The sequence below is a fragment of the Dietzia sp. MNB45 genome (assembly GCF_051994785.1).
In the GTDB taxonomy this organism is placed as follows: domain Bacteria; phylum Actinomycetota; class Actinomycetes; order Mycobacteriales; family Mycobacteriaceae; genus Dietzia; species Dietzia kunjamensis.
In genome coordinates this window covers 2317907-2336104 of record NZ_CP163397.1, presented here as the reverse complement: position 1 = coordinate 2336104, position 18198 = coordinate 2317907, and the positions used below count along the sequence as shown (strand labels likewise).

Here is an 18198-nt window from a genome sequence, read left to right as displayed (position 1 = left end):
ACAAGCCCTATCTGCCAGGCAGGGTCGGTGCGTGTGGTGACAACGCGGCCATGGAGAGCTTCTTCTCGCTGCTACAGAACAACGTCCTCGACCGCCGATCCTGGGCCACCAGAGACGAGCTCCGGGCCGCCATCGTGCACTGGATCGAACGGACCTACCACCGCCGCAGACGACAAGACCGCCTCGGCAGATTGACCCCCATCGAATTCGAGACAATCATCAACCGCGAGGCCCCTCAGGCCGCGTGACTAACCGTGTCACCTAACCGTGCATCAGACCCCCTCCTGATGCGAGCCTCCGGCTTGCTCGAGGAAGTCCGTACGCTCTTCGGTCGCGAGGACATCGACATCTTCCCAGCGCAATTGCTCAAACGGCCTATATGCGAAACGGCGCTCGCCGACGCCGTGGCGCTATGAGTCGCGATTCGGCGCGGCGTATCGACGACATTCTGAACGCTATCGACCGATGCCAGCAGTACGTCCGCAGGCTGGACGACGACGCTGACGACCTCATCTTCATGGCTGAGGACGCCTTCGAACGGAACCTGCAGATCATCGGCGAGGCGGCGAGTCACCTTCCACAACACGTAAGGGACGCGCACCCGGAGATCGGCTGGCCGCAGATCCGTGGCTTCCGCAATATCCTGGTCCATCGGTTTTTTGGGGTGGAGCCTGAAGTTGTTCGCGACGTGGTGGTTACCTACCTCCCTCCTCTCGCCGCCGCCCTGAGGACGCACACACCCCGTGCGGATCCAGACGGCGCGCAGGGGTGAGAACGACCAAGTGCTGCGTTGCCCGCGTCATCGCTCCTCGTTGTGCGGTGCGCCGGCCGCGTCGGTGAGGCCGATGCGGCCCACGTGCACTGTCTAGGTCCGGCCTGCGTCGGAACCCGGACCGCCCACGCCGTCACGGACCCCCCGCTCCTAGACTGTCCCCTCGGCGCACGACCCGCCGTCACCGACAGTCCACCCACCCGAGGAGCCCCACGTGGAGTACGCGCAGATCGAGGCGCTGCGTGAGCGGCATCCCGCCTGGCGGATGCTGCGCGCCACGCACGCGCCCCTGCTGCTGACGGTGTTGGGCCGGTTCTTCGTGGAGGAGGGCCGCGGGGCGAGCCCGGAGAGCGAGCTCGTCGCGGCGCTGGACGACCAGCTGTACGCGATCAACACCCAGGACCCGGCCAACCCGCGCTTCGTGCGCACCGCCGCGGAGTACCTCGCCGACTGGGCCGCGCCCGAGTCGGGCTTCCTGCGCCGCTTCTACCCGCTGGGCGCCGACGAGATCCACTACGACGCCACCCCGGCCCTGGAAAAGGCCTACGCTTGGGTGCAGGGCCTGGCCGAGCAGTCGTTCGTCGGCACCGAGTCGCGCCTGCAGACGGCGGTGGACCTGCTGCGCCAGATCGCCCAGGGCACCGAGTCCGATCCGGCGAAACGCCTGGACCAACTCGAGCGCCGCAAGCGCGACATCGAGCGGGAGATCGCCCAGCTCCGCGAGGACCCGCAAGCCGGCCTGCTCGACCGCACCGCGGTCCGCGAGCGCTACCAGCAGTTCGCCACCACCGCCCGCGAGCTGCTGGCCGACTTCCGCCAGGTGGAGGAGAACTTCCGCGCCCTGGACCGCTCGGCACGCGAGCGCATCGCTACGTGGCAGGGCAGCAAGGGCGAGCTGCTGGCCGAGCTCGTCCACGGCCGCAGCATGATCGACTCCTCCGACCAGGGCCGCAGCTTCCAGGCCTTCTACGACCTGCTGCTGTCCACCTCGGGCCAGGAGGAGCTGTCCATGCTGCTCGAGCGCCTCACCGGCATCGACTAGCTCGGCGCGGACCGGCGCCTGCGCACCGTGCACCACGGCTGGGCGGAGGCCGCGGAGCGCACGCAGCAGACGGTCCGCAACATCTCCGAGCAGCTGCGCCGCTTCACCGACGACCAGGTGTGGCTGGAGAACCGCCGGGTGCTGGACCTGGTGCGCCAGATCGAGACCTCGGCGCTGCAGGTCCGCGAGGGCGAGCTGCCGGACCTCGGGCTGGAGCTGGAGGAGACGAGTATCGACGTCGCCCTGCCCACCGATCGTCCGCTGTTCACCGCCCGGCCCGCCGCGGAGGTCAACAGCCTGCTCGATCCTGTCGACACCGAGGAGGTCGACACCTCCGTGCTGACCGACCAGGTCGTCGTCGACCCCACCCGCCTGGCCTCCCGCATCCGGGCGCTGATCCCGGTGCGCGGCACCGCCCGCCTGGAGGACATCGTCACCATGTACCCCCTGCAGCACGGGGCGGCCGAGATCGTCGGCTACCTGGCGCTCAAGGACGAGGACCTCGAGGTGACCACCAACGCGCACGAGGAGACCGTGATACTGGTCTAGGAAGTCGGCGGAGCCAGCTTGTCCCGCACCGCCTTGGTAAGCCGCACGTACTCACCCGTGTCGCGATCGCGGATCCAGGTACGCGGGCCGGCCTTCGGCAGCCCCCGGGCTGCGAGCGTCCTGGGGTCCGGCCGGTACCAGTTGGTCACCCGGATGTCTTTGACGACGTGGACGATGTCCGGTTGTCCGGCGAGCGGGACCGAGGCCAGCGCGCCACCGATGTCGGCCGCGGTAATCGGATCTGAACCCCATAGGTTCACCGCGGCGACGGCGACCGGGCCCATTGCGCCATCCACCTCGTACAGCACGGCTAGGTCTACCTCGGGCAGATCCCCGAGTGCATCGGCGACCTGGATCGGGTAGACGGGACCGTGCTCGGTGTGGACGACCGAGCTCGCTGAGCCGAGCAGCCAGAAGTCGCCGTCCCTGTCACGCTCGAAGATGTCATTGGTCGACACCCACGTGTCGCCGGGGCGGAACACCCCACGGAGTTGGCGCACGGAAGCGTCCAATCCGAGCCTGGGCCGGGCGAGAAGTACGCCGGGTGCGTCGACCTCACTGGGTATGGCGAAGCCATCGGGGCCGGCGAGGATCGTGCCGGTGTCGGGATCGACCTCGACGAGACGCACTTCGGCGGTGCCGGGCAGTGGACGTCCGCGCGCGCCCGGCTTGGAGGTGGTGAGGTTAGCCAGGACCACATCGGACTCGGTACCGGCATAGAACTCAAGGACTCGCGTGCCCGGGTAGCGGTCCAGGACCCGCCGCCACAGCCCACGGGGCATGCCTGACCCCATGAAAAGTGAGAGTGTCGGGAGCGTCTCGCGCGGATGCACTGGCCCGCGCACCAATTCGCGCATCATCGCCCAGGTGTAGGACACCACCGTCACGCCGTAGCGACGGATCTCCTCGTCGAAGGTCGCCGGATCGAAACCGCGGGATAGCGCGATTCGGGCTCCTCCCGCCACGGCGCCGCCGACGGTGGTGAGCAGTCCCGATGGGTGGTGGAGAGGGCTCAGGCAATAGACGGTGGACTCGGTGGTGAGACGCGCGGCGCTGGCGGTGCCGAACGCGGACGCCGCCCACCGGTGGTTGGTGACGAGCTTGGTCTGCCACGTGCCCGTGGAGCGGGTGAAGAACACAAAGGCGAGGTCGCCCCCTCGGCCGGGATTCGGACGGTACCAGCGGGGCAACTCCACCGCCTCGGGGTCGATGCGCTCGAGGTCCACGATGTCCTTGCCGAGGGCCGCGGGCAGGTCGCGCTCAACGCCACCACCGCCGAGCACCAGCGCCCGCGCTCCGGCATCGGTGACCTTGGACGCGTGCTCGGGGTCGGCGACCACGTCGGTTACGGAACTGAGTTGGAGAAGTTCGGGCAGTGACTGGGACGGGGGCAGCAGCACGGCCACGGCACCGAGACGCGACAGTGCGGCGATCGCGACCAGCGCCGAGGGCCGCGTCTCCATGACCACGCCGACGTGGTCGCCCTGGCGCACGCCGACCGTGATGAGGCCCTTGACCACGTTCGTGATCCGGGTGTCGACGGCCGAGTACGTGTGGACGCGGTCGGAGAAAAGGAAGCACGCGTCATTCGGCTGGTTCCGGGCGCGTTCGCCGATGATCTTGGCGAACGAGATCCGGGTCGCGGGCTGGATCTGCCCCAGCCGGATGAGACGCGGTGCCGCGCGCACCGCCTCGTATCCGACGGCTCGCGTCGTCCGCAGGGCGCCTAAGGCGAGCTGCCCCGCACCGCGCACCACACCGACCCCGAGTCCAGCTGCCTGGAACGCCCCGTCCGCCGCGAGCATGATCGCTTTGGTGGGGGAGGGGTCGATGACGGTGTCGGGGTCGACCTCGGTGATCCCGTCCGGTCGAGCCCCTCGGTCTTCGATCCAGTCGATCCAGTGAACGACGGTGGGCCACGTCAGCGAGGCGGCGGTCGAGCCCACGACGAGGCCGAAGTGCCCGGCGCGGACCGAGAAATCGTAGACATCGGCCGCGGGAGCGACGGACGCGATCTTGCGGACGCCGGCCGGGACGCCGATCTCGTCGACCTCGCCGAAGACGGCGAGGACGGGACAGGTGATGTCGGCGAGCGAGACGACGTGGTCGCCGACGACGAAGCCGCCGACCATCATCCGGTTCTGGACGATCACCTGCTGCAACATGTCGACGAGCGCCGGGCCGGACCAGGCTACGAATCCCTCGCCCCCGATGAAGCGGCGCTGGCGCTCGTGGCCGAGAAGCGCGTCGCGGTCATGGAGTTGGCGCAGAAAATCCACCTGGGAACGGGCGGTCTTGATCGGGTCGAGCAGACGGAATGCCGTCGAGGCCAACCACCCGGGCAGTGGACGTTCGTTGAAGACGTAGTCGGCGACAAGGCGCGCGATGGTGACGACCACCTGCTCGGGAATGCCGAGCGGGGCATTGGCGCGCCAGTCGACGGGGGAGCCGAACGTCACGATGCTCTCGAGGTCGCGTGAGCGCCGGTAGGCCGCGGCCTGGTAGCAGAACATGCCGCCCTGGCTGTACCCACCGAGATGCACCGAACGGCCGGTCGCCGCGGTGACGAGGTCGACGGCGTCGCTCACCGCCACCACGTGGTCGGTGAGGGTGCGCTCGAGACCGCCGGCCTCGAGGTCCGGGGCACCGAAGTCGATCACCCACGGGTCCATGCCTGCCTCGTGCAGTGCGGCCACTGCGCTGGTCGAGGGTGACACGTCCCAGACTTCCGCGGAAATCATCATCGGCGGAACGAGCACGATCGGCGGCCGCGGCGGCTCGTCCTCATCGATGTGGACCCCACTTTGGCCAGCGTCCCCCGCCGCCGGCGGGTAGTAGCGGCGCAGCCGGAACATCGGGCGCCGTGCGACGATCTCGAACGGAGATTGCTCTTCGTCTGTCTGAAGGCCGCCGAAACGCACGACTTCGACCGCGTTCAGGACGAACGACGTCGCTGTCTTGAGCGCGGCCGAGACGATGTCAGGGTTGGGCGGCATGGTGCTTCCGAGGGTAGAGGGTGCAGCACGGGCACCGAGAAGATCCAGCGGATAGCTCCGCGACTTGCGGCTGCCCGCCCCCGCCGGGCCGATGTCGTCGTCGCTCGCATCCCCGCTAGAAAGCCGGGATTCTTCAGCACGGCCAGACCCAATTAGACGCTCCTCCCCGACGAGTGTCTTACTGAGAAGCTACTCTCCACCAATGGCTTCTCTTAATAACTCGCTTATCCCAAACTGGGTGCCCGATCCCGCTGTCGCCACGTGGGCAGATCAGCAGGGCTTCGGGCCGGCGACCCCGATGTCTGACAAGTCGCTTAGAGCTCTAGCGAAGAGGCGGAGCGGAAAGCCGGCGGGTCTGTACATGTGGGAGGGGGAAGCCCACGAGGTGTACGTGGGCATCTCCAGCACCTCGGTGGTGTCGAGGTTGCGGCAGCATGTCAAGAACTACGACCACGCGAATATTCAATCTTTCCGATACATGCCGGAACCGGCGAACACAGAGACGCTGAGAGCGGCAGAGCGCGAACTGATCTACGACCTCTGCCGAAACGGGTTCACCTGTTTCAACCGAGAGCACAGCGCGGTGATCTACGGGACGTCCGTTTTAGACGAGCTCGTCTCGGTGGAGGAACAGAAGGCATGGTTCAACAGCCCTGCGGAAGCCAATCTCGCTGATCTTCGGTCTGGCGAAGCCGATCAGTCTGTCCTCGGCGGAAAATCGGCGGAGGTGCGCTCGAAGGTCAGGTTCGAAGAGCTTTCTTCGCACCCTGAGTTCGAGTCGATTCTGGAAGCGCTTGCGACGTATCTGCACGGGTGCGTGCTCTTCCCGAGGCGCACGCAGGGCCAGTTCTGGTCCCTGTCGTGTCTCCCGAGCCTGAGAATGGGAGGCGGAGTCAAGCGTCTGGTGACGCTCAATATGGGGATGCTCGAGGTCTTTTACCTCAACGAGTTACCGGGCGGGAGGCTGGAACTCGGTGTCGCGACGGACAGCACCGTACTTCCGGCCCGCATGACGTGGTGGGCACTGAAGCATCGCGGTGCGTCGATGGCTGGTCCCGTGCACAAGTCCTCGGGACCCAATGCGGAATATCTCATCTTTAAGTCCCCAACTGCGTTCGTGAAGGCGATGAAGAAGTCGGACAAGATTCGCTCCGCAGCGGCGAGGTACTCCCTGGACAGAACTCGTAGGGGGCGGGTTTCTGGGCGGTACGCCGATGCGCACAACGGGTTGCTGGCTGGGGCGGCGATCGACCGGGCGGCTGGAATTGGCTTGCCGACTGTGGGTCTGCGTGATGCCCTCGGTGCCGATGACGAGTAGTTGCTCGTAGCCGACTGAGCCGGCAAGGCAGCGCCTGGTAGGGGATTGCAATACGCACTCGCTGGCGTCGTCGTCGTCCCTTTCACCCCGTCGACTACAACCCACCACCCCAAAAACTGGAACCTGTTATAGACACCCGTCAACTCGGGCGTATCATGATCGGCGTGACGACCCTCACCGCTTTCCCTCGCCTCATGTCTCCCGGCCGCATCGGCCCGATGGAGACGCCCAACCGCATCGTCCTGCCCGCGATGGACATGAACGTGTCCGAGGACGGCGAGATCGAGCAGCGGGAGATCGACCACTACGTCGCCCGCGCCGCCGGCGGCGCCGGGCTGATCATCACCGGCGCGTGCGCGATCGCGTTCCCGGTGGGCGCGGCGTCGTTGAAGGAGCCGGGCCTGTCGGATGACAAGTACATCCCGGGCCTCAAGGCGCTGGCCGACGCGGTGCATGCGGCCGGGTCCAAGCTGTGCGTGCAGTCCACGCACCACGGCAAGGTCGCGCGCGTGGACATCGCCAACGACCGTCCCCTCATCGCGCCGAGCACCCCGGACTACGACTACGACTACTCCGCCCTGGCCGACAGCACGGGCGAGGAGTTGGGTCGGATGGGCGCGGCGACCGGCGGCAAGAAGACGGTCTACAAGGAGATGGACCACGCCGACATCGCGTGGCTCGTCGAGACGTGGGCCGAGGCCGCCGACCGCATCGCCCGGGCCGGCGCGGACGCGATCGAGATCCACGTGGCGCACGGCTACATCCTGGGCGTGTTCCTCAACCGCCGCGACAACCTGCGCACCGATGAGTACGGCGGGTCGCTGGCCAACCGGGCGCGGCTGACGTGCGAGGTCATCGCTGCGGTCAAGGCGCGGGTGGGCGACAAGCTCGCTGTGCTGGTGCGCGTGTCCGGTGAGGAGTACGGCCAGGAGGGCGGGCTGACCCTGCCCGAGGCGACCGAGGCCGCGGTGCTGTTCGAGCGCGCGGGCGCCGACGCCATCCACGTGACCGGCTGGGGCCGCAACCCCTTCGACAACTTCACCGACGGCCCCCTCCCGGATACGATCGGCGCGTACGTGGACAACGCCGCGGCCATCAAGAAGGCCGTGTCGATCCCCGTCATCGCCGTGGGCCGCATGCTCCCCGAGGTGGCGGAGAAGGCGATCGACGACGACAAGGTGGACTTCGCCGCCATGGGCCGGCAGTTGCTCGCCGATCCGAACCTGCCCAACAAGTTGGCCGCCGGCACGCCGGAGCGTGTCCGCCCCTGCATCAACTGCTATCTCTGCGTGGCCGAGAATTTCTTTGACGACACCCCGTTCTGCGCGGTCAACCCGGCACTGGGCAACGAGACGCTGCTGCCGCTGACGCCCGCGCCCACGCGCGAGCACGTCGTGGTGGTGGGCGCCGGACCCGCCGGCCTGGAGTCGGCGCTGGTGCTCACCGAGCGCGGACACCGGGTGACCGTGCTGGACAAGGCCGACCGCCTAGGCGGCACGATGTGGTTCTCGAGCCTCACCACGCCCGACAACGAGCCGCTCATCCGCTTCTTCGAGGCCGAGGTTAAGCGGCTCGGCATCGACGTGCGGTTGAACACCGAAGCCACGGTGGAGTCGATCCGTGCTCTCGGCGCCGACCGCGTGATCGTGGCGACCGGTGCCAAGCGTCCCGCCCCGGCCATCCCGGGCGGGGACCTGCCGCACGTGCACACCGGCGACTCGCTTCGCGCCACCATGCTGGGTACCGCCACCGCCGACGAGGCCGGGTTCTTCCTCCGGACGGTCGGCAAGCTGGGCCGGCTGTCGACCATCACCAAGCGGCCCTCGTGGATCCGGCGGCTGACCAAGATTGCGCTGCCGATGGGCAGGAACGTCGTGGTGATCGGCGGCTCGCTGGTGGGCCTGGAGCTCGCGGAGTTCCTCGCCGAGCGCGGCCGCAGCGTCACCCTCCTGCACGAGTCGCAGCAGCTCGGCCTGCCGTTGGCCATGCCGCGCCGCTGGACCGCCGTCCGTCACGCCCGCGAGCACGGCGTCGACATCCAGCGCCGGGTGAAGGTCAGCCACATCACCGAGTCGACGGTCGCCTGGACCGATGCCAAGGGTCGCGCCCAGTCCGCCCCTGCCGACATGGTCATCTACGCCGACGGCACCACCGCCGCCGCCCCGCTGGCCGACGAGCTCCGCGCCGCCGGCATCGACTGCGAGGTCATCGGCGACGCCGGCGAGGTGGGCTACATCCACGGCGCGATCCACTCGGCGTGGAAGGCCGTGGCGCAGGGCTGAACCCAAGAGGGGCGCGGTCGACGCAGCTTCCTTCAATCTGAATTCTAGATTGAGCCCGGCTCTCCGGAAATGCGCGAACGCGCTGCAGCGACCAAGTAGCTAAATGCCCGGGCCGGGCCAGTGCCCCGCCAAGCGTTATCACCGACCGCCGACGGAATACCGCTGGCTCCGGAGTCGATAACCGATGGTCCCCAAGCCCACAAGACCATCAAGGCCGCGATGTCCGAAACTGGTTGTGACTTGGTCGCCGGGCAATCAGAATCGGAGTGCGCAGTCTTTGAGCAGTCCCTACTGAGGAGCACGGGGCGATCGATGTGATTATTATCGCCAGGACTTTTACTCTCATTTCAAGGTTGCTCCTGTGCTTCAAAGGGCGGAATCGCGCACTGTCCACGTTCAGCCGCGCCACTTCCTCACCGAACTGTACGTTGGCGCCCTCATCATCGCGCGGCGGATATTGAGGGGTGCACTAGTTGCCCCGCTAAGTCGTAGGCCGTTCGGAATCGGGTGCGGCTACCGGGTAAGCAGCTTGTCGAGCGAACCGGCTGCGCTGGCTCGCTTTGACGGCACGGGGCAGGGCCCGCGAATTCGGACGAACCGGTGTGCCACTTGTCCGCGCTCGTGCTTGAGGAAGGTACGACTTCACACCCCAAGTGTCGGAGGGCTCACGTAGCGTGCGTGGCGTCGGGGGAAGCAAGCCGGAGGCGTCGCAATTGTCGGCAGCGCGGTGCCCCTCGTCAACCATGGATGGAGGGTGTGTCTTGGCACCGGAGAGCGATGATGATGACACTCAGGCTCGTATCATCGGAGCAAGAGAGTCTCTCGTTGAACCCAGCCCTCCCAATACGATTCAGACTGCTGAGAGGCTGTCGCTTTACCGTTACGTCACGGCCGAGAGCACTGGCGAATATCTGCAGTTGATGCGACTGTTCACCGAGACTCTCCTCACCGACCTGTCCGCGGCTGAAGCGCACGAGGCGCTGCTCCGTACGGTGCCCGGTATAGCGCTGTCCGTCGACGACATCGAGCACCGCTGCCGACAGTTGGTGACTTGGGGCAACCTCGTCCCGTCCGTCCGTGACGCCCGCGTCGCCACGGTCAGCGAATGGCTACGTTCCCGATCCCGATACCAAGCGTCAAAGCTCGGCGGTCGAGTGCACCGCCAGGTCGACGATGTCCTTCGCGCTTCCGATGGGGCGCGCGAGATTGCGCGCGAGCTCCTCGGCGGCACCGTCCAGACTCTCGAGCGCATCCTTGCCCACCTCGACTCCAAGCCGGTCGATGGTGACGCCCTCGCCAGCGACGTGACCACTGTGTTCAACAACCAGCGACTGTTCGCCGAGTCCGCGACTGACTTCTACGCTTTCGTCCAGGGCCGCATCTCGCGCGACGACCTTGGCGGAACCGAGTACGCAGCGTTCAAGACGTTGCTACTCACCTACGTCGACCTCATCTCCGCCGACGTAGTTCGCCACGCGCCCGCGGTCGCGGCACTGCTCGAGCGGATCGAGGAGCGGATCGACGTGGTGCTAACCATCCTCGACGCGTTACCTGGACTCCCCAGTGATGAGCAGACTGAGCGGTCGCCGGGCAGGACCCGGGCAGACTGGGAGGAGCTGACCGCCTGGTACACGGGTCGGCGGGGCCGGTCCGGGCCGACGCAGCTGCGTTCAGCAGCCGACCAGGCCCTGGGCCAACTCATCGCGAACGCGAAGCGGATGCTCGCAGCCGCTGGCACCGGTGTATCACGCCGCGCGGACCTACTGCGTCTTGCCGTCTGGTTCGATGAAGCGGACACGGTAACCGCACACCGCATCTTCGACGCGGCGTTCGGAGCGTACCCGGCACGGCACCTTGGGGGCAGGCCCGACGAGGAGTCCGCGCGAGCCAGCGCTACAACGTCGTGGTGGGACAGCGATCCCGTCGATGTGCCGCTGTCGCTACGAGAGCGCGGCGACCGCACTGCCCGGGGCCGAACGTCCCGAGTTCCCGACCCAGGGTTGGACCGCGAGTGGCTCCTCGCCGAGGCCCAGGCCGAGGCTGACAATAAGCGCGCGGCAGCAGCGGAGCTCGCTGCCGCAGGCAGCCTCAACGGCGCACACCTGTCGCCGGCAGCTCGCGAGCTGCTCCTCGACAGGCTTGCGGAACTCATCGCAGTCGACCAGGTTTTGACTGGACCGGCAACGTCGACCGCCACCGACGTGGACCTCATCATCACCGCCACCCCGGTCGCCGGCACGAAGACTGTCGTTCACTGCTCGGACGGCGACCTCACCGTGCACGACCTCGAAGTGCGTGCCGACCCGGCCGGCACCGGCGCGTGCACCGTCACCTACAGACCCGACAGGGTGGGTCACCAGGTGTCAACGGAGACCACAGCATGAGCACGTCGGAGCGCCGCTCCTTTTCGACGGCGACCACCAGCGAGCACTCCGCGGCAGAACGGCGGGCCGCCGCCCGGGCGCTACTGTCCACCCCCATCCTGGCTGCAGCTCAACACGCTGAGAGCCTCACGTTGGTCCGTCGTCACAAGGTCGCGCTCCGGCAGACTTTCCAGACGCTCCTTGGGTACCCGCTCGTTGTCGAACCGACTTTCGCTCGACTGGTCAAGGCGGTCCCGCCAGTCGACGTACCCGCCCGCGGAGCGCGGCGCGCGAACGGCGGCGAGTTCACCCCCCGCGCCTACGCGTACCTCGCGCTCGTGTGCGCCGGCCTGATGGCTCCCGGTGCGGGTGAGCAAATTCTCCTCTCAGCCCTCGTCGAGCAGCTTCGGGCCGACGCGGCGACTGCCGGCATCACGATGGACGAGACCCTCGGGGAACGACGAGCCCTAGTCGCCGCCATCGACCAGCTCATTGAATGGGGTGTCCTGGTTGAAACCGACGGCAGCGTCGCAGGGTGGGGTGAGCGCCGCGAAGAGGCGCTTCTGACCGTTAATCAGTCCCTCCTGCCGCACGTTGTCGCTCGTCCGCTCGCAGGGATGGACGCCCCGGAGGAGATGTGGGCAGTCGACCCGGCCGAGCGTGAGCAGCCTCGACCCGCGTTGCGTCGCCGGCTCACCGAGCACCCACTCACTCCACGTGAGGCGCTTACCGAGGCTGAGGCTGACGCCCTATCGCGTGAACGGCGCGACGTTGCCAGGGCCCTCGACGATGCGTTCGGCCTGACGCTCGAGGTTTGGCTCGAGGGTGCGCTGGCCTACGACCCGGACGATGAGCTGACAGACGTCGAGTTCCCTGGTCAGGGCACGGTAAGGCAGGCCGCCCTCCTCCTTCTGGACGCGCTGGTGGACACCTTGCATCCCGCGGCCGGCACGACCGCATCGGTCAACGGCGTCCCGGTTCCCGGTGTCTTCGCGTCGTGGGAGGTGGTCGCCGAGAAAATCGAAATCCTCTCCGATCAGAACTCAAAGGTCTGGCGTGCTGAAGTTGCAGGTGACTTGGGCAGGCTGAGCGACGAAGTGGTTCAAGTGCTGTCGGCGGTGTCGCTCGCAACGCCCACCGACGACGGGCTCGTCCTTCATCCAGCCTGCAGCCGATACCGGCCCGATCCTGTCCGCACGCCGACACGCACGCGAGCCCAACGCCGCCTCGCCGACGACGGCGGGTCAATCGACCCCGCAGATGAGCCCCTTTTTGCCGACCCCGGGCCCGGCCCCAGCCCTAGTGCAGACGCCGTCGTAGAACCGCACGGCCAGGAGCAGTCGTGACCCCCACGCAGATCCCCGGCGCGGGGTTCGAGACCGCAGACCAGACCCCCCCGAAGCGCCATCCGTACAGGTGGCGCATGAACCGCGCAGGGCTGGTCGACGTCTGGTACTACTACGACACCGAGTTCGATCTCTCCGGCGGTCGGCTCGTCCTGCGCGGAACGAACGGATCTGGCAAGAGCCGGGCCCTCGAACTGCTCCTACCGTTTGTTCTCGACGCCGACCGCCGCAAGATGGACGCCACCGGCTCCGGCAAGGTAAGCCTCGTCGAGCTAATGAAGGCAGGCGCAGAGGACCGCACCACGCGGGCCGGTTACGTGTGGCTCGAGCTGGCCCGCACATTGGACCCCACCGACCCGGCGGATGTCGAGCTCCACGGGTCCGGAACGACCGAGCAATACACGACTGTCGGCGCGCACATCCGATTCTCCCGTTCGACCGGAGAAGCGAAGGTGCACTACTTCACTACCGATCTGCGCGTCGGGTCCGAACTCGAGCTCATGTCGCCAACGCGAGAGACCCTTCCGCGGGACAAGCTTGCTGAACTAATCGGTGCCGACCGCGTCACGACATCACCGGGCACCCACCGCGACCGCGTCCGCGCAACTGTCTTCACCCTGACCGGTGACTCGGGTGCTGAACGGTACGCCGGGCTGCTCCAGCTGCTTCACACTCTGCGTTCACCCGACGTTGGAAACCGCATTGAGGAAGGTCGTCTTCCCCAAATTTTGTCCGACGCGCTCCCGCCGTTGGACGAACATGCGCTCAACGCGGCAGGCGATCAGCTGGACGGGCTGTCCGAGACCCGCCTCGCCCAAGGCCGGCTTGAAGCTGCCCTAAGTCACGTGAGCACTTTCTTCGGTACCTATAGTCGCTACGCCGCGACCGTAGTTTCAGACGGCGCAGAGAACACCACGAAGGCTGCGTCGGCGGCTGACGCCGCGGTCAAGGACGCCAAGGACCGCGCCACCGTTCACGCCGAGCTTGACAAGGCACGTGGCGAGAATAGGGCCCGGATGGGCGAACTCGACGAGACGATCGCCGACCTGACCGGAACCATCGCCGGCATCAAGCAGTCCTCCGCGTACGCCGACGCCCGCGACCTCGATGAGCGCGAGAAGAAGGTCGAAGCACTCGGCTCGGCGGCCGATGCTTCGCTTGTCACGGCAGAGCGCGCACGCGGCGCGGAGGCGCGTGAGGTCCGTGCCAGTGATGAGACGGCCGCGAAAGCGGTTCGCACGAGTACGCGGGCCGCAGCAGCCGTCGAGACGGCCCGTGCGAAGGTTGACGCTGCCGGCGTTTCTGGTGGGCTCCCGGCGAGCATCGCCGCTACGACAGCTCCGGCCAGTGTCCTCACCGAGCCGGTGCGCCTCACTCGGGACAGCGACCCGACCCCGCTGGACCGTCCGGTCCCGGTCGAGCTCTCAGTCGCCCCAAACGACCTCGGCAGCGCGGTCGAGCAGGTACGGCGGGTGCAGGTCAGCGCAACCGAACGTGGGCGCCAGGCCGCGGGGCGTCTAGGGAAGGCGAAGGCGCTCGACGTCCAGCGCGGAAAGGTTGAGGCGGCCGACCGGCGCGCCGAGGAAGCCGATCAGCGGGCCAGCGAAGCCGAGAATGTTGAGCTAGAGCGTCAGTCCGAGCTCGCGACCTCCGCCGAGTCGTATGCAGACGGGTGGCGCGACTGGGTCTCTTCTGAAGCGACGGTTGCAGCGTTCGGCGCAGAGCCCGAAGTGGCAGGCACAGTCATCGACGTCGTTCTCGCCGACGCTTCAGTCCTCTTCGGCGACCTCAGCGAACGCGACCTGACCGACCTGGACCACGTTGCGGGGTCGCTTGCCGAACCCGTGCGCGAACGACACGCGTACCGACTTGCCGAGCTCGACAGAGTTGACCAGGTCGAAAACGAGGTCCGCGAAAACCTGGAGGCAGAACGTGCCGGGTTGGAGTCTGCGGTGGACCCCAGCCCGACCCTGTCGCCCTGGGTCCGGCCACATCGCGACGACTCCGTCCCGCTATGGCAAGCCATCGACTTCGGCGACGAGCTCAATTCGACTGACCGCGCCGGCCTCGAAGGTGCTCTCCTAGCCTCCGGACTCCTTCTCGCCGTCCTGCAGCCAGACGGGACCCTGCACGCCGAAGACGGACAGCTGCTGCTGACCCCGACAGGTCCGGTTGACGAAACCCCGGTGTCAGGCAAGTTGATTGCCGACCCGGCCAGCCCTAAGCCGGTTGACGTAGTCGAAGCGATCCTTGCGCGCATCGGGTTCGGTGACCGACGCGGAGGCGGGGCCACTTCGCCCGGTGGGATCTGGGTGTCTCCGGACGGGTCGTGGGGCTCAGGTCCACTGACTGGCCGACACCTGCCCAAGGTGGCCCGCCATATCGGCGTTACCGCTCGCACGGAGGCCAGACGGGTGCGCCTTGCAGCCATCGAGGTCGAGCTCGCCCAGCTCACGGACGCCGCCGAGAATCGGGCCGCAGACCGAGCCGAGACCCACGCTGCCCGAGAACGGCTGAGTGCCGCGACGCGCAACGCGCCGCGGACGCAGGCCGTCTCCTCCGCCAGGGTCCGCGCGACCGAAGCGTCCAACCGAGCCGCGAAGGAACGGTCGCGAGCCCACGGTGCTGCAATTGAAGCAGCTGAGATGCGCACGGCCTGGTCCCGGGAGGTTAGCGAACACCGCGCGATCTGCTCCGAATTCAGCCTTCCGCACACCGCTGACGAGTTACAGGCGTTCCGGCAGGCCACAGGCGAAGCGGAGACGGCATGCCGTGACCTGAGCCACCTGCTCGGCCAAGTCGTCAGCGCGGTCGCTGACCACACGGAGGCGGTCGGAAAGGCCAGCGACCGCACCGGTGAACGGGTCGAAGACGAGGCGCGCGCCGCAACGCTGTGGACCATCTGGCATCGAGAGGCGTCCGAGCTCGAGTCTGTCCGTTCCAGCATCGGGCAGGAGGCGGCCGCAGCGAAGGTCGAGTTGCGAGAATGCGAGACCACCCGCAATGCCCTGGCAGGTGAGCTGGAGTCCGCTCGGAGCCTCGACTCCAGTTTGGGTGTCCAGGTCGGTACCGCCGAAGCTGAGGCTCGCGCTGCAGCCGAACGAGTCACGACAACCCAAGCTGATCTCGTCGCCGCGTTCGACCAGTTCCGCCGACGGCTGGCGATCCCGGGCATCGCAGCAGCAGCATTCGCCGACTCGCCGGAGACTATCGAGCTGTCAGATGTCACTCCGACCGCTGTGCGCGAGGCAGTAATCCGCGTAGCCGCCGGGCTGCGCCGACACAGCCAGGGCGCCGATGAGAACGCGCTGTTCGGTCCGCAGCGCACCCTGGAGCGAGAGCTGTCAGGCTCCTTCGACGTCGTCACCGAGGTACGCGAGGGTGTCCGCCTAGTCGAACTGTCCGACACAACCGGACGGCGCAGCGTCGCCGACGCCGCCGCCGAGCTCGCCCGGACCGTCGACGAGGGCCGAAACGCGCTCAGTGAGCGTGAACGGAGCGTCTTCACCGAGTTTGTCCTCGGCGGGGTCGCCGAAGAACTTCGGCGCCGATTGGACCAGGCCGACGAGCTCATCGCCGCGATGAATGCCTCGCTGGCCACCATCCGCACCTCGCACGGAATCGGGGTCAAGCTGCGGTGGAAGATATCGGAGAGCTCCGACCCGGCCGTCGTGCGCATCAAGGAGCTCGTGTCTACGGCTGGTGCGGTGAGGTCGGCCGACCAGAATGCTCAACTGACCGAGCTCCTCAAGGACCGCGTCAACGAGGCGTTCGAGCTCGACGAGTCCGCGGGCTATGCCACCCACCTGCGCGACGCACTGGACTACCGGGCCTGGCACGCAGTCGAGGTAATCATTCTGGGGCCGAAGCCGGGCCAGGAGAGACGAATCAGCCGCAAGGCACGACTCTCCCAGGGCGAGACCCGGTTCGTGTCCTACGTGGCTCTGTTCGCTGCCATCGACGCCTACCTGTCCGGTCTGCCCGACACCGGGCGCGCGCTGCGACTGCTGCTATTGGACGACGCGTTTGCCAAGGTCGACAACCCCACCATCGGTGAGCTCATGGGGCTGCTGGTAAAGCTCGACGTCGACTTCGCAATGACCGGGCACGCCTTGTGGGGCGACTACCCGCAGGTGCCGGCGCTGGATTGTTACGAAGTCCGGCGAGTCGAAGGCTCGGCTGCTGTGACGACCCACGTCTGTTGGGACGGACACAGCCGACGCCTCCAGGTAGCGCCGCGATGACCGACCAGGCACTCCCGCCAGCGACACGCGACTACCTGCTCCACCCCGGACTGGCGCCCCTCTGGGACGTAGTTCGCGGCAGGCTCGAACGAAATGGCATCCAGGTCACCGGCACCGTGACTGTCCCCCTAGACGAACATGGCGCCGACCATCTCGGTGGGCTCCTCGGCCGGCGCGTGACAAGCCCCGCCCGCGTGCGTCTCGCAGACGCGGACGCAGCGCTGCGGCGGTCCGCCGCGGCAGCTGGGCTCGTGACGGTGATCGAGGCGCTCAGTGGACCGCTCGTGGACCGTAAGGCTGCCCGTTTAGCTCGGACTGAAGCGCGGGCCAGCACAGCCGCCCTGCTCGATGCTGCGCTCGCCGACGCAGGAGTCGGTGACCAGGAGTGGGTCCCCGGGTTCGTTGAGGGAACACGTGTCGTCGGAATCCTCACCAGGGCCGGGGATGGCGCGGATGCCGCTGTCGTGCAGGCGGGTGCAGTCCTGGCTGAGCTCGCCTCGTCTGGTGCCCTCGATCCAGCAAGGCCAGCGTCCGAGCAGACAACCGAGTGGGCCTTGGCTGAACTCGCTACCAAGTGCACCGGCGACGCCCACGGCCTCGACTCGGGACGCATCGCCGCCGCTCTCGTGCTGCGTGCCGCGGCCGCCGCTCACGGTCTTAATCCGCCGGAGTCGGCGCCCGATGTCCGCAGCATGTGGACCCTCCTCGGGGTGGTGCCCGACGAGCTGTCCGGAACGGTGCTGGTCTGGTCGCTACGGCCACCGGGCGATGACCCCTGGGCGGTCATGATGCGGGCCCGAGCCGATATTGGCCTGGTCACCCACCTAACGTTGCACGAACTAAACGGCGCCGCCGCGGCGCTGGCTTGGGCGGTCGCGGGGACGACGGTGTCGGTCTGCGAGAACCCGCAGGTCCTCCAAGCGGCTGCACGAGCAGGATCGACCCGCGCCCTGGTGTGTGTGTCCGGCACCCCCGCGAGCGCCGCTTGGGTTTTACTCCGGGGTCTAGTGAAACAAGGAGCACTGGTCCGTTACCACGGCGATTTCGACTGGCCCGGGGTCGCGATCGCCGGGCGCATCTTGGCTGCCGGGGCGCAGCCGTGGCACATGAGCGCCGGCGACTACGAGGCCGCTGTCGCGGCGGCTAGCTCGGCGGACAAGCTGCCGCTCGCAGGAACCCCAGGTCCGACACCGTGGGATCCGCAACTCGCGGTAACCATGTCGCGCACCGGAGTCGCGGTCCATGAGGAGGCACTGCTAGACGTGCTGCTCGCCGACCTCTAGGTG

The 18198-nt window shown here is 67.5% G+C and carries 8 protein-coding genes and 2 pseudogenes; 9 read left to right on the top strand and 1 reads right to left on the bottom strand.

Going from position 1 to position 18198, the window contains the following annotated elements:
- Positions 1 to 17: 17 nt before the first annotated feature.
- The 3 genes and pseudogenes from AB5G72_RS11160 to AB5G72_RS11150 all read left to right on the top strand — a co-directional run.
- Positions 18 to 248 (top strand): annotated as a pseudogene (locus AB5G72_RS11160) (IS3 family transposase); the annotation flags it as partial.
- Positions 249 to 412: 164 nt separating this feature from the next.
- The gene (locus AB5G72_RS11155; protein WP_440219897.1) at positions 413 to 772 is read left to right on the top strand and encodes a HepT-like ribonuclease domain-containing protein; all 360 of its coding nucleotides are present in this window, start codon (positions 413 to 415) and stop codon (positions 770 to 772) included.
- Between the two features lie 214 nt (positions 773 to 986).
- Positions 987 to 2363: pseudogene (locus AB5G72_RS11150) on the top strand (DUF3375 domain-containing protein).
- On the opposite strand, the gene AB5G72_RS11145 reads toward AB5G72_RS11150, so the two are convergent.
- Positions 2360 to 5359, bottom strand: a complete 3000-nt coding sequence (locus AB5G72_RS11145; RefSeq protein ID WP_440219896.1) for an AMP-binding protein — start codon at positions 5357 to 5359, stop codon at positions 2360 to 2362. The pseudogene AB5G72_RS11150 and the gene AB5G72_RS11145 sit on opposite strands and share 4 nt — an antisense overlap.
- A 238-nt stretch (positions 5360 to 5597) precedes the next feature.
- Here AB5G72_RS11145 and AB5G72_RS11140 point away from each other — a divergent pair, with 238 nt between their 5' ends.
- The 6 genes from AB5G72_RS11140 (at position 5598) to AB5G72_RS11115 (ending at position 18195) form a co-directional block, all read left to right on the top strand.
- Entirely contained in the window at positions 5598 to 6677 is a 1080-nt protein-coding gene (locus tag AB5G72_RS11140) for a GIY-YIG nuclease family protein (protein ID WP_440219895.1), read from the top strand.
- A 155-nt stretch (positions 6678 to 6832) separates the two neighbouring features.
- A complete protein-coding gene (locus AB5G72_RS11135) occupies positions 6833 to 8959 on the top strand; it encodes an FAD-dependent oxidoreductase (protein ID WP_440219894.1) in 2127 nt (708 codons plus the stop codon).
- Positions 8960 to 9720: 761 nt separating this feature from the next.
- Complete coding sequence (locus tag AB5G72_RS11130; protein ID WP_440219893.1) at positions 9721 to 11343, top strand: DUF2397 domain-containing protein; 1623 nt, start codon at positions 9721 to 9723, stop codon at positions 11341 to 11343.
- Complete coding sequence (locus AB5G72_RS11125) at positions 11340 to 12668, top strand: TIGR02678 family protein (protein WP_440219892.1); 1329 nt, start codon at positions 11340 to 11342, stop codon at positions 12666 to 12668. The genes AB5G72_RS11130 and AB5G72_RS11125 overlap by 4 nt, the downstream gene beginning before the upstream one ends.
- Positions 12665 to 16912 carry a TIGR02680 family protein gene (locus AB5G72_RS11120; protein WP_440219891.1) on the top strand — a complete coding sequence of 1416 codons (4248 nt, stop codon included), beginning with the start codon at positions 12665 to 12667 and terminating at the stop codon, positions 16910 to 16912. Before AB5G72_RS11125 ends, AB5G72_RS11120 begins: the two co-directional genes overlap by 4 nt.
- Complete coding sequence (locus AB5G72_RS11115) at positions 16909 to 18195, top strand: TIGR02679 family protein (protein WP_440219890.1); 1287 nt, start codon at positions 16909 to 16911, stop codon at positions 18193 to 18195. The genes AB5G72_RS11120 and AB5G72_RS11115 overlap by 4 nt, the downstream gene beginning before the upstream one ends.
- Positions 18196 to 18198 lie beyond the last annotated feature (3 nt).